General features: G+C 42.2%; 11 protein-coding genes. 4 read left to right on the top strand and 7 right to left on the bottom strand.

All coding sequences use genetic code 11. The features are described 5' to 3' along the window. Window positions 1-96 precede the first annotated feature (96 nt). Complete coding sequence (locus A5878_RS04420; RefSeq protein ID WP_010747631.1) at window positions 97-681, top strand: polymer-forming cytoskeletal protein; 585 nt, start codon at window positions 97-99, stop codon at window positions 679-681. A 196-nt stretch (window positions 682-877) separates the two neighbouring features. Here A5878_RS04420 and A5878_RS04415 read toward each other — a convergent pair whose 3' ends face one another. From A5878_RS04415 to A5878_RS04400, 4 genes are all read right to left on the bottom strand, one after another. Further along, window positions 878-2542 (bottom strand): peptide ABC transporter substrate-binding protein, encoded by a 1665-nt coding sequence (locus A5878_RS04415; RefSeq protein ID WP_086294740.1) that lies wholly within the window; start codon window positions 2540-2542, stop codon window positions 878-880. Window positions 2543-2769: 227 nt separating this feature from the next. Then, on the bottom strand, window positions 2770-3717 hold the full coding sequence (locus A5878_RS04410; protein ID WP_086294739.1) for a hypothetical protein: 948 nt from the start codon (window positions 3715-3717) through the stop codon (window positions 2770-2772). A 108-nt stretch (window positions 3718-3825) separates the two neighbouring features. Further along, entirely contained in the window at window positions 3826-4665 is an 840-nt protein-coding gene (locus A5878_RS04405; RefSeq protein WP_179190622.1) for a Cof-type HAD-IIB family hydrolase, read from the bottom strand. Window positions 4666-4821: 156 nt separating this feature from the next. Beyond that, window positions 4822-5445, bottom strand: a complete 624-nt coding sequence (locus A5878_RS04400; protein WP_086294737.1) for a GNAT family N-acetyltransferase — start codon at window positions 5443-5445, stop codon at window positions 4822-4824. Between the two features lie 73 nt (window positions 5446-5518). On the opposite strand from A5878_RS04400, the gene A5878_RS04395 reads away from it, so the two are divergent. Beyond that, on the top strand, window positions 5519-6307 hold the full coding sequence (locus tag A5878_RS04395) for a MerR family transcriptional regulator (RefSeq protein WP_086294736.1): 789 nt from the start codon (window positions 5519-5521) through the stop codon (window positions 6305-6307). 87 nt (window positions 6308-6394) lie between these two features. On the opposite strand, the gene A5878_RS04390 is transcribed toward A5878_RS04395, so the two are convergent. Both A5878_RS04390 and A5878_RS04385 read right to left on the bottom strand, forming a co-directional pair. Continuing rightward, window positions 6395-8167, bottom strand: coding sequence for an oleate hydratase (locus A5878_RS04390; protein ID WP_086294735.1), 1773 nt, complete (start codon window positions 8165-8167; stop codon window positions 6395-6397). 244 nt (window positions 8168-8411) lie between these two features. After that, entirely contained in the window at window positions 8412-10055 is a 1644-nt protein-coding gene (locus tag A5878_RS04385) for an SH3 domain-containing protein (protein WP_086294734.1), read from the bottom strand. Window positions 10056-10667: 612 nt separating this feature from the next. Between A5878_RS04385 and A5878_RS17470 the strand changes: the two genes are divergently transcribed. After that, on the top strand, window positions 10668-10808 hold the full coding sequence (locus A5878_RS17470; RefSeq protein ID WP_005237363.1) for a hypothetical protein: 141 nt from the start codon (window positions 10668-10670) through the stop codon (window positions 10806-10808). A gap of 74 nt (window positions 10809-10882) precedes the next feature. Here A5878_RS17470 and A5878_RS04380 read toward each other — a convergent pair whose 3' ends face one another. Next, on the bottom strand, window positions 10883-11761 hold the full coding sequence (locus A5878_RS04380; protein ID WP_086294733.1) for a DMT family transporter: 879 nt from the start codon (window positions 11759-11761) through the stop codon (window positions 10883-10885). A gap of 114 nt (window positions 11762-11875) precedes the next feature. On the opposite strand from A5878_RS04380, the gene A5878_RS04375 reads away from it, so the two are divergent. Then, window positions 11876-12715 carry an AraC family transcriptional regulator gene (locus tag A5878_RS04375; protein WP_086294732.1) on the top strand — a complete coding sequence of 280 codons (840 nt, stop codon included), beginning with the start codon at window positions 11876-11878 and terminating at the stop codon, window positions 12713-12715. Window positions 12716-12947: the final 232 nt, after the last annotated feature.

Below are 12947 nucleotides of genomic sequence, written 5' to 3'. Positions count from 1 at the left end.
TCCTCATTTATGTTTTTTGTTTCACAAACTTCACCTCGGTATGGTATAATCATTTTGTTTTTAAGAAAACTATGGGAATACAAAGGAGAAGGAAACATGAAAAAAACTAAAATCACTTTAATCGCTGCATCATTGCTTATGGGAGGCACTCTTTTAGCTGCATGTAGTTCAGATAACGATACAGCTGCAAGCTCATCATCATCAACAGCAGCTTCAACTGCTGCATCAACTGAATCATCAGATGACGTTGTTTCAACTGCTTCTATCAGTGACCAAACTTCAGTGATCGAAAAAGCATTGAGCGCAGATGGTAACTGGATCGTTGCTGTAACTGGCGACATGACATTTGATAACGATGTAACCGTTGATGGCGAATTCCACGACAAAGGTGACGACTCTGCTGATATCTACCGTAAATTTGCATTGTACTCACAAGATGAAGACCGCAACGTAACAGCTGAATACACAGTAACTGTTCCTAAATTGATCGTTAACTCAGAAAACTTCAACATCGTTCACGGTGTAATCAAAGGTGACGTTGAAGTGAATGCTAACGGCTTTGTATTGAATGGTGCAAAAGTTGAAGGTAACGTAACATTCACTTCAAAAGAATTCCAAGATTCAGCAACACTTGACGAAGATGGCGCTTCTGTAACAGGTGACGTAACAGTTAGCGAATAATCTTTCACTGGATTTCTGTGAAATAGATGAACAAAAAACGAGGTTGGCAAGTCGATCGTTGATCCCTTGCCAACCTCGTTTTTTGTTTTTTTATAAACAATTGCATCCGCTCTCATTACTAACATTGTGTAAGTAAGAACAAAGCCCGAGAAAAAAACTGGCTTGCTTACGCAAAACCAGTTTCTTCTTTAGGCGCTTATTCTTCAATAACTGCCCACTTGTAGTCATATTGCGCTCCAGCACCGTGTGATACGACCCCTTTTACTTTTGGTGCACGTAAATGAGCTTCAACGTTTTGGTACACAGGGATGACCCCTTGTTGATCCATAATGATTTTCTCTGCATCTAACAAATCTTGCCAGCGAGCATCTGGATTGCCAGCGTTTGTCGTGGCTGACGATTTCACTGCTGCATCGTAATCCTCGCTTGTCCAACGACCGCGGTTGTAGGAATTGTCGGTAACAAACAAATCAGTAAAGCTGCTAGCATCCGCATAGTCAGCTCCCCAACCACCCATGACGACATCAAAGTCACCTGAGTTTGAACGATCTAAACGAACGGAGAAAGGAACAGGACTTAGGCTAACTTTCACCCCATCCAGCGTGTCTTGAATCGCACTTTGAATATACTCAATGGCCTTTTTGGTTGAATCTGTATCAGAAGCCAAAATTTCAAAGCTCAAGGAATCGATTCCTAACGCCTCTTTGGCTTTTTCCCAATGTTCTTTGGCCTTTTCTTGATCGTATTCAATGACACTTTCCGCTTCATCGACAAAATCAGTATTATCAGTTGGGTTAAAGGTCATTCCTTTTGGTATCAATCCTGTGGAAGCCAATGAACCGTCCCCTAAAATCGATGTCACTAATGCATCACGATCGATGGCATAAGAGATTGCTTTACGCAGATCCTCATTGCGGAATGGCGAATCTTCTTCTCGCTGATTCAACTCGATATAGGAAGTACGGGCTAATGGTTCTGACACAAACGCTTCATCATTGGCCATTTGCTGTGCCAATTCTCCTGTTAAGATGACGTCGTCTGCTTGCCCATCTTGGAATAGATTCAAGGAGGTCGATGATTCTTTTACGACACTAACATTGATGGTATCAAGTTTCACCGTCTCTTTGTCCCAATATTGGTCGTTCTTTTCATATGACCATTCTGTATCGGTTCCTGGCCCATCAAAGCCAGCTAATACAAAGGGTCCATTGTAAACGGCATTGTCGCTTGTTGAAGCATATTGATCGCCGTTGTCTTCTACAACTGCTTGGCTTTGTGGGAAGAAGGATGGAAATGCCAATAAGTATTGGAAGTATGGCGTAGGTGTCGTCAGCGTGATTTCTAATTCATAGTCACTGACTGCTTTGATCCCCAATTCTGAGGCATCTTTTTCACCTGCTGTTATCGCTTCGGCATTGGTTACAGGCGCAAATAAGTACGCATATTCAGAACCTGTTTCCGCACTTACGGTGCGTTGCCAACCAAAGACATAATCCGCTGCCGTTACTGGTTCTCCATTTGACCATTTGGCATCTTCTCGTAGTTTCAATTTATAGGTCAGACCATCTTCACTGACTTCCGCTAATTCGGCGGCACCTGCTGGTTCGGGCTTACTATCAGCATCTAAGCGGTACAACCCTTCATACACATTATTTAAAGCACTGAAACTGATCGTATCGGTGGCTAAGGATAGATCGGCACTCGGCATTTCTTGTTGAACCACAACATTAAAAATTTGTTCGGCAGCTGCTGTCCCACTACCACTTGAACTTTCACCTGTACTTGATGTCCCTCCTGTTGAGCAACCTGCCAATACGATTCCACAAACAGCGACGACACCATATCCCCATTTTTTCTTCATCTTACCTACCCCTTATGAAAATCCAAAATTTTCAGAATTATTACAAAACTCTGAATGTAAATAAGATTTTAATAAATATTAATTATAAAAGCAAGCTATTTTTCTCATTTTATTATTATTTATTTTTTATGTTAACACTGCATGTTATTATTTATGACACAAAACAAAAAACACAAAGCGAAAGAGATCTCGTTTTGTGTTTTTTTATCTTTGGATAGAAATGTGGATTACTCCATTTTATAGCTTTGACGCGTCACTTTACCATCTCGTACCGCAGCAATAATAGTTGGCACAGCCCCAATCGCCGTAAAGAGATAGACCAGACCTAAGTTCCCGTAATATTGACTCGCTTCCAAATATCCTTCACGAATCAAATCAGGTAAAATACGGAAGGCATAGAAGACATCAACGTCCGTGTAATAATTTGCTACACTGATCGACCAGTCGATACGATTCCCGACATAGACCATGATGATCATGACGATGATACTACTAATAATACCTTTTGTGCTGAGTTTTCCACCTAATAATTCATACCCTTTGATGGCACAGATCGCCATCGCGATCCCAGACAATGCAGCAACATACCCCAGTTGTCCTAATAAAATAATTGCGCCGGCACCAATCAATGAGCCAAGAAACGCACCCACGGTTCCAGCTAACCAATTTTCTTTTTTCTGCCCTTTTTCCCGTTCTTGCGCAAGGACCGCTTCTTGTTGTTTCTTAAAGCAAGCTTCACAGGCAATGACGGGAGCGCCGCCAATAGCATACAGCGAAACCGGCTCAGCGACCGCGCCGCAGAAGGTACAAGCATTTTGGAAGCCTTTCGTCTTCAAAAAATTCGTCAACTGGTCCAACGCAGTACGGATCTTGTCCACGGTTTTCCCTGCAGTCATCGCTCCGCGTAATGTATAGGCAACTTGATATCCTTGGATCACACAGTCGGTGATCTCTTTTGACTCACTTAAAACTTCTTTGACTTCTTCTTGGTTCGGAAGTTCCCCCTCTTTGCTAAGGGAAAAATGAGCCACAAGAGAATAACTATTGTTATTCTCTTGAACTAAAAAAAGTTTATAACTATGATACGTTCCATAAATCACCCCGGTGGAAGTATCAACTGAGAGCCCCAACGGCTCGGCAAATTTGGTCAATGTCTTCTCGATCTTCTTATTCATTCTTCTCCTTCTTTCCAACAAACACTTACCTTTTTAGGTATAGCTAAAAGTTTAAGGAGAGTAGAAATGAAAGTCAATCAATTTGTTCAAAAAACCTAGTTTTTTTGTCTATTCTGTGACAAATCGCCGCAATGCATCAGCAACCCCATGGTCTGTATTGCTAGTCGTCACAAAATCAGCTTTTGCTTTGACCAATTCAGGCGCATTCTCCATCGCAACACCAATACCAGCTGAAGCAATCATTGGCAGGTCGTTAAAATTATCGCCGATCGCTAAGGTTTGCGCCAGCGGCACTTGAAAATAGGCCGCCAATTCATTTAGCGCCTTATCTTTTCCCACAGCTTGATGAGTGACTCCCAAATAATTCTCTTTGGATAAGTAAAAGGCGCTTTCTAAAAATCCAGCGTTCTGGCAGGCAGCATGAAGCGCTTGGATTTCTGCCGCTGTGCCGATCAAAAGAAACTTATGAACCTCAAAAGCTTCTTGTGCCAACAGTTGTTCTAATGAAGTTTCTACAGGAGTCTCTGTGGTGATCGCCGCTTCTGCTCGTGCCCATTGGTCCACTCTTTCGCAATACCACTGATCACCAGAGTAGACATTGATGGAAACACCAGGAAAATCAGCTTTGATGCGCGCGACCAAAGTCTTTGCCTCTGCTTTTTTGACCTCATGACTGAAAATCGGTACCAGTGTGCCCTTTTGATCGTATCGTCCAATCAGGGCACCGTTGTAACAAGCCAAGGGCCAGTCTTCTATCCCTAATTCTTGAGCTATCGGTAGCATTCCTTTCGGGGAGCGAGCGGAAGCCAAAACAAAAGGAATCGCTTGCTGCTTCAACCGTTTGATTTCTTCAATCAAATCCAGATCGATTTGATGCTTATGATCCAAGATCGTCCCATCAATATCACTTAAAATAAACCCTATCTGCTTTTTTTCCAAATAAACCATCCTTTCCCATTCCCCATCCTTTTTACGAAAGCGAATTGAGCCATCGCTTTCGACCAGAATAAGCGCCGTTTCTATAAAACGAAAACAGCTTTCTTGTTCTTCTTTGCTTCCAGTTTACCATACTAGCCAATGAAAAAAGAGTGCGTCGCTGCACTCTTAGGAAGTATAGATATAAAACTCGATTTCCTTCATGATCGGCTTTTTGATCCAGCGTTTCACAGCAGCTGCCCGCTTCAAGCCCATATGCTCATAAAAACCGTAATTACAGGTGGTATCGGTATAAAGGAAAAACGGAGCCGTTTTTTCCTGCTGGACCATCGCTAAAAAGGAAGTAAAGAGCTGCTTGCCTACACCCAATCCTTGTGTCTTGGGACTAACAGCAAACAAACCAACTTCGGTCTGAAAAGGAGTTTGTAAATCTTTCAACATCGCTTGATTTAACTCAGCCACCTCTTTGGCATAATGCAGCAGCGTGTTTCTCCCTTCTTTCGTAAGCAGTAAGCAGCCAGCATGCCAAATCGTTTTCCCCCAATAGCGCATTGGATGAAGCTTCTTCCCTCTTTTACTGTCTGCTAATAAGATGCCGACAGCTTCACCATTTAAAAGAGCCACCCGCGAATAGGTCGCACGGGCAAGTTCATAACACAAAAAGACATGAGCAAAGTGCTTGGCGGTCATCTTGTCAAATTGCTCGTCGTAGTTCCAGCTATCAATAATCACTTGCACAAGCGCAGGCAGATCTTCTCGTTTAAATGGTCGATACGTTACTTTTTTATTCATTCTATCTTCCTCCCAGTAGTTGACTATCCTTAGTATAAAGTTTACAGTAACTGTAAAGTCAAGGAGGAACGCCATGAAAACCAAATTAAAAGTATCGGAAATGGCACGCTTCGCGCGGATCAATCCTCGGACACTCCACTATTATGACGAGATTGGACTATTTCAACCAAACAGCAAAGACGAGAACGGGTATCGATACTATTCCCTTGATCAACTTTTGGATCTCGGATTGATCCTATCACTGAAAGAATTATCGATGCCCTTAAAAGAGATTCAAACAGCGTTGCAGGGGGATGACGAGACCATGAGAAACTTATTGGAAGCCAAGCGGCAAACCATCGATGAAAAAATTCAGCAGTTGACCAACATCAAAAAAATCATCGAACGAAAAGCTGCGGATTTGCGCCTGGCTGCAGAAAAAACTTCCCCCTTCACCTTGAAGGAACAGCCAGAGGAATATTTCTCCCTCAGTCCTAGATTAAACGGCAGCTCCATCCCAGAGATGATCACCCAAGCCTACGATCTTTTGATGGCACAGCCTTATCTATTCTCGAATAACGAGTACGGTTTTATGATTCGGACGAACAAAGACGATACGCAGGACATCGACTACGTTTACGTGCGGCAAGAAGAGCCGCAAGGGACTTCCTTCGTGAAACCAGCAGGATGCTATTTAACCGCCATTTATCAGGGGGATGACGAAGGATTGAAGCAGTTCTATCAAAAACTCAAGCAGCTGATTGCGACGCACCAATGGCAAATCGATGACTACTTCTATGAACGATCGATCCACGAAACGACCCTTAGCAACGAGCAAGCTTATTTGACAGAGATCCAAGTTCGGATTTTATCTAAGGAATAAGGATTCCTTCAAACAGCGTTGGACACATAAATAAAAGACGCAACGACAACGAGCAGCTTCTTTCGCCTCGTTGTCGTTGCGTTTGATTTAAATCAAATGGTTTTCTTTCAACAGATCGCCAATGTAGGTATGTTCGGTTTTCTTAACGAAGCCTTCCAATAGTTTCCGTTCGATAAATGGCAGCTCCATTTCCGTAATTTTTTTCTTATCGGTCAGATAATAGACAGCTTTGGCCAAAGTACGTAGATCATAAGCGGAAGCAAACACTTCTGGTACCCCACGTTCCACAGCTAATAGCTGATAAACAGCCTCCATTGCAGTCCGAACGGAATATTCTGTTGTAAATACAGTGTCTCGTTCAGTCTCTGCGAAATTACCGATAAAAGCTAAGTTTTTGGAGCCATTTGGAATAACCAATGGCCGATCCCCTGGTTCACGCAGCATGAAGTAAGAAGTGATAAACGGCATGTAGACTGGAACTGCCACACTTGATTCTTTTGAAATGCGTTGGATTTCTGCTTCCGGCACGCCTAAATGGTAAAGCAGTTCTTGCACGATTTCTTGTCCAGAACATTGTTCAATTGGTTTTTTGATGTAGTTTCCTGGCGTATTTGACAACAAGCCATACACCCATGTGATCGTTTGTTGATCTTTTTGTTCTTTAAAGTGCGGTTGGCGATGGGTCGCAAAGCTCATCATCCAATTGGAATCTTTGATGGTGATGATCCCGCCAGTGACGATTCTGCCTGTTCGTAACTTGCGATGGGTCAATTTTTCTAAATAAGGTTCCACATCAAAATTTTGCCAAGTGACGGTTGCCGAAACAAACCAACTTTCTTCAGGTAAGTTTTCATAAAAGACTTCTGGATGACCAAACTCAGGCGATTGCGCCGCCAAGTTTTTCCATAAACGCCAGCTGCCACCAGGTGCTTTTGAGATAGGCGCTGGAGTATAGTGGTCCCCTTGCGTGGAACTTTCAGTGATCGATCCGTTGGTAACAAAGACCAAGTCATCTTCTGACAAAGGAATTTCTTCGATTGCCCCCGCTTTTTCTAGCACAAGTTTTTGAGCAACTTTTTCCTCGCCCACGATCCGAACATCGATATTGCTGACGGTGCATTCATATTGGAAGTCGACTCCTTGTTCTTCCAAATAAGCAAGTAGTGGTTTGACCAATGACTCATATTGGTTGTAACGAGTAAATTTTAACGCGGTAAAATCAGGCAAGCCATCGATATGGTGCACAAAACGCAACACATAGCGACGCATTTCAATCGCCGAATGCCATTTTTCAAAGGCGAACATCGTACACCAGTATAGCCAAAAATTGGATTCAAAGAATTCTTCGCCAAAAACATCTTCGATTTTTTTCCCGATCAATTGATCTTCTGAAGTCATAAACAATTGGGTCATTTCTTTTTGTGCTGTAGCAGACAAGGTGAATTCTCCATCATCTGCTGCTCGTTGGCCGCGATTGTGAATGATCCGACAGTTAGACGAATTTGGATCATCGTGGTCCAACCAGTAAAACTCATCTAACACCGAAGCATCTTCCACCTCCAAAGATGGAATCGAGCGAAATAGATCCCACAGGCACTCAAAATGATTTTCCATTTCTCGACCGCCGCGGGTCACAAATCCATCATGGGGAATGAATTTTCCGTCTAATGAACCGCCTGATAAAGAAAGTTCTTCAAGCACGTGGATTTTCTCACCCGCCATATGGCCGTCACGGATCAAGAAGACTGCCGCAGCAAGTCCTGCTAATCCCCCACCAACAATATAGGCTTCTTTCTTTTCGACATCTTTCGGTTTTCTGCTTCTTGCAAAAGCTTCGTAATTTCCGTTCGTATATCTCATGTAGATCCCTCCTAATATTGGTACGTTTTTATGGTATCAGTAACTATTTTTTTTGACAAAAATTTGTACTAGTAAAAACAAGTGATTTTGACAAATCGGCCTTTTTGTCAAAAAAAACAGGGCAAAGCCCCACCTTTTTGAAGATCTGCGCCCAGCACAAAAAGCGCCCCTAAGAAAACTGATGGCAGCTTTCTTAGGGGCGTTTCTAACAAAGGACAAACTCTTTGCCTTTTCAATAAAATATTTATTTCACGCGTAGAGCGAAGCTAGCAGTCGAAAAGCCTGATTGTGCTTCGGTGACTGTATAACCCGTGCTTGGCGCATGGATATAGCTTGTATTACTTGTAGCGATCGCTACATGGTAGGTATTCCCTTTTTGACCCCAGAACAGCAAGTCGCCAGCTTGTGCTTGCGAGACAGGAATGATCGTCCCTGCGCTTTCTTGTGGGACTGTCCAATCACCGATGTTTTTGCCCGTCACTTTTAAGAAGACGTAGCGTGTAAACCCAGAACAGTCGAAGACATCTGGTCCTTTGCCTCCCCATTGATAAGGAGTGCCGATATGTTTTCTAGCTTCTGCAACGATCGCTGCTCCATTCACGCTCATCGGAACATTGGTATTGCCTGTGTTGTTATTGTTGCCAGGAGTCGTAGCACTGACTTCCTTCACATACGCTGCAGATACCCAGCCACCCGTTGATAACTTATACCAAGTGGCATTGCCATTGACTGACGTGCCTTGTTTTTGAGCGACTGCTTTGAAGGTCGCATTGCTACCCAAACTGCTGACTACACTTGCAGAAGTCGATGCATTTGAGCGGACATTCATACCAGTGGTTGTTTGGAACGTTTTATTGATGGCTTGCTCACTCGCATTGCTTGAGCCGTTTGATGAACCGGTGTTGCTTGAACCTGTGTTTGAATTATTGTTATTACTTGTATTTCCAGAACTAGACGTGACGTCACGCACATATGCCGCTGTGATCCAGCCACCAGTCGATACTTTGTACCAAACATTGGTGCCGCCAACGGATGTGCCATTTTTCTGGGCAACGACCTTCACCGTCGTGCTGTTGCTTAGGCTGCCAACAACACTCCCACTTGTTGAGGCACTCGAACGGACATTCAATGCCGCTGTTGTTTTCACGTTCTTGTTGATAGCCGTTTCTGCAGAAACACTTGTGTTGCCGCCAGAAGAACTATTGCCTGTCGAGCTGCTGGAAACATCTTTGACATAGGCCGCCGTGATCCAACCGCCTGTGGACAATTTGTACCAAGTGGTCGTGCCATTCACCGACGTTCCACTCTTTTGTGCAACGACTTGTACTGTCGCATTACTGCTCAAACCGCGTACGACACTAGAACTAGTCGTTGCATTTGAACGGACGTTCAATGCAGTAGTCGTTTTCACTGATTTCGAAATTGCTTTTTCCGATGAAGAAGACGACGAATTGGACGAGCCTGTATTGGCAGAAGAAGAGCCTGAAGTGCTTTTCACATAAGCCCCTGAGATCCAGCCGCCTGTTGATAGCTTATACCATGTTGTATTGCCATTCACTGAGGTACCGTTCTTTTGAGCCACCGCAGTGATTGTTGTATTTGCTCCTACGCCACTTACGATAGAGGCACTTGTTGAAGCATTTGAACGAACATTCAGTGAAGCAGTTGTTTTAAATTGTCGATTGATCGCCGTTTCAGCTGACGATCTGGCAAGAGTAGCAGTTGTGTTGGTTGATGACGAAGCGTTTGTCGTTTCGGTCGCATGAGCAAGAGACGTAAAGACACCTGAAGTCGATGCTAACGCTGCTGTGATACCCAATCCTTTTTGTACGAAAAGGGACCGTTTTTGTTTCACTAAACGCTTCCGTTTGATTTTCCGAGATTCCAATAAAACACCCCCTGTACCCCATTTTAACAAAAATTAATATTTTTTGATATTGTTTTCGTTTTGTATTTTTTTAATTTGCGTTTAATAAAACGTGTCATTTATTTTCCTGCGTTATTCTTTTTGATCACTTTCTCTTTGGTGTTGCTCAATGGTACTCTATTTACAAAGATTTCTATAAACTACAGAAAAACGCTATTTCATTCAACGTTATTTTAATTCGCGAATAAAAACAGGATTTTTTTTGCAAACAAACCCACTTTTTGAAAAACAAGACTGTTATTTGAATAACATTTCTTTCCAGATCCCCTTTTTCAAAAATCGATACTAAAATCACCCATTTATCATTCCTTTTTTACACGAGGGATTCTGTGAAAAAGTTGCTTCAAAAAGAACGCTGCTTTCACCTGTGTGATCAACGCTAAGATGAGATCCTGTTACATCGCTTCCAATCGGATGCGAATTTCTTAATAGAGAAGTCCCTCATCTCTGCCAAAAGAAATATTTTCACAATGTATTTTACGAGAAAGATTATAACACCAAGGAGAAACCCAATAATTTGCATAAGTTTGTGAAATCATGCTATACTTAAAAAAAAGGAAGAGGTGACCGAGTATGAAAACAAAGACGAAAGAAAAAGTGTATGCTGAACGACAACATAACTATAAAACGAAAAAAGAAGAGATTTTCAAAAAAGCCCTAGATTCCGTACCGACCACAGACAAGAAAAAAGAAGAACAGAAAAAGAAAGCGTAGACTCCTGCGTTTTCTTTTTCTGTTGATTTATAAAAAAGACGAGACTTCACCGATTTTGGCGAATCTCGTCTTTTTCACAATTTTTTTTGTAAACACATGATGCTTCCTATGACTGCCATAAATCCTACTAGCTCCACCACTGTGAAGTGATCATGAAAAACAATGATCGATAAGAAAGCAGCCAGCAGTGGCTCAACTGCTGTTAAAACTGTTGCAAGTGTTGAGGATAAATAGCGTAAACTTGTTAAAAAAATCAAATACGCTAGTGCTGTTCCAAATAAAATGACCACCAACAAATAAAGAATCACTTGAACGTTCAGTTGACTATCGATCTGCCAAATTGGATGAACCACATTCGCCAAGCCTCCACCAATCAACATCCCCCAGCCGACAATTGGTAAACTCCCATATTTTTGCAAAAGTTTACGCGGCTGGATAGAATAAAAAGCTAGTGATATCGCTGATGCTATCCCCCAGCCTAGCGCAGATTGGGAAGTCGCTAATTGCTCAATCTGTCCTTTTGATGCCACAGCCGTCACGCCAAGTAAGGTTACCAATAACCAGAAACATGTCTTTAAAGAGGGGATCTGCCTTTTGGCTATCGCAGCATAGAGTAAAACAAAGAAAGGTCCTGTATATTGAATAATTGTTGCAAATGAAGCATTGCTTTGCTCAATCGTTTTAAAGTAAGTAAATTGAACGAGAAACATGCCTAAGAAAGAAAACAAGAGCAGCTGAATGAAGTCCTTTTTCTCACGAAATGGGGAAATCAATCGGGCGCGATCCTTTAACCCAATGCTTAGCAACAAACACCCTGAAAGAACCAATCGTGTTGAAACGAGCCAATTTGCTGAAATACTATATTTCGCAAATAAAATTTGTCCAGCGATGCCAGAAACTGCCCACAAAGCTGCTGCTGAACAAGCATAAACAATCCCAACTGTTTTTTTCATAAAAACTCCTTTTGTCTTTCACTTAACTTTGTTAGTATTATACCGAATCAGATAGTGAATTTTTGTCAATATCCTGATTGTTTTTAACACTATTCTGTAAAAAGGTGGTGCGGTATGTACTTTGAACGCACAGAAGAAAACGAAGAAACGACCAAACATACAACTACAAATCGCTCCTTTGCAATTTATCAACGTTGCTTGCAACAAAAGCGTGGCGACCAATTGCCTCTGCATTGGCACGACGAGCTGCAAATCGTATGGGTCGAAGAAGGTAGCTTCGTGTATACAATAGACGACGAGCAAATTTTGCTAAGCAAGAATGAGGCGATCATTATTAATAGCCGTGTACTCCATGGTGCTGTTTTAGCTTCAGAAAACATCCGATATTGCTGCTTTGATTTTTCTTCAGGCTTTATTGCTGACCCTGTTTTTAAAGAAGCGATCGAACAATTAGTCCACGATCGCACCCGCATCTATCGGCGATTAACCTTAACCGCCCAACATCAAGCATTTGTTCAAACCGTGCGTCTGCCTCTGCTTATAGAACAACGATTTTCTCTCTATGAATTGTTTTTAGCTGCCCTTTCACAGCTAATGGCTGCAAGACCTGCTTCACCCAAGAAAGAAACTATCTACTTAATGCTGGCATTTGTCCATGAGCATTATCAAGAACCATTAACGGTTCCTGCGATCGCTAAAGCTGCTGCCATCAATACACGTACTTGTACCGCCCTTTTTCGGCAATACACGACATTGACCCCAATCAACTATCTGATTGATTATCGATTGTCTCAAGCCAAAAACCTATTGATCGAAACGGATGAGCCGATCTCAACCATCTGCTACCACGTTGGCTTCAATCACTTGAGCTACTTTAGCAAAAGATTTCAGCGTAAATTTGGTTTAACGCCGCTACAGTATCGCAAAACCTATCGCGAAGATGATAGAAATTAGCTGATCGGTACCAACAGAGCCTCTCATCTAGATAAATATTGCTATATTCTATAAGCGTTTCAGTACTTTTTTCACTTTTACGCTCATTGGTCCATAAGAATCTCTTTGAAATCCTTTTCTAAAAACCACACACCCAATATTTAGTAGGCGAAAACATGTTCCTACAACATATTGTGGATAAACCTGTTGAAACTGTGCATAACTAAAAAGCCTGCGATTTTTTCGCAGACTT

Origin of the sequence: Enterococcus sp. 3G6_DIV0642 (assembly GCF_002140635.1) — a bacterium.
GTDB classification, from domain to species: domain Bacteria; phylum Bacillota; class Bacilli; order Lactobacillales; family Enterococcaceae; genus Enterococcus_D; species Enterococcus_D casseliflavus.
Note: the sequence above shows the minus strand (reverse complement) of the source record. Positions and strands in the feature narration are given on the sequence as shown.

Bases quoted from the DNA above. Each gene is read 5' to 3' on its own strand.
- A5878_RS04420 (WP_010747631.1), top strand. From the start codon at position 97: ATGAAAAAAACTAAAATCACTTTAATCGCTGCATCATTGCTTATGGGA.
- A5878_RS04415 (WP_086294740.1), bottom strand. From the start codon at position 2,542: ATGAAGAAAAAATGGGGATATGGTGTCGTCGCTGTTTGTGGAATCGTA.
- A5878_RS04410 (WP_086294739.1), bottom strand. From the start codon at position 3,717: ATGAATAAGAAGATCGAGAAGACATTGACCAAATTTGCCGAGCCGTTG.
- A5878_RS04405 (WP_179190622.1), bottom strand. From the start codon at position 4,665: ATGGTTTATTTGGAAAAAAAGCAGATAGGGTTTATTTTAAGTGATATT.
- A5878_RS04400 (WP_086294737.1), bottom strand. From the start codon at position 5,445: ATGAATAAAAAAGTAACGTATCGACCATTTAAACGAGAAGATCTGCCT.
- A5878_RS04395 (WP_086294736.1), top strand. From the start codon at position 5,519: ATGAAAACCAAATTAAAAGTATCGGAAATGGCACGCTTCGCGCGGATC.
- A5878_RS04390 (WP_086294735.1), bottom strand. From the start codon at position 8,167: ATGAGATATACGAACGGAAATTACGAAGCTTTTGCAAGAAGCAGAAAA.
- A5878_RS17470 (WP_005237363.1), top strand. From the start codon at position 10,668: ATGAAAACAAAGACGAAAGAAAAAGTGTATGCTGAACGACAACATAAC.
- A5878_RS04380 (WP_086294733.1), bottom strand. From the start codon at position 11,761: ATGAAAAAAACAGTTGGGATTGTTTATGCTTGTTCAGCAGCAGCTTTG.
- A5878_RS04375 (WP_086294732.1), top strand. From the start codon at position 11,876: ATGTACTTTGAACGCACAGAAGAAAACGAAGAAACGACCAAACATACA.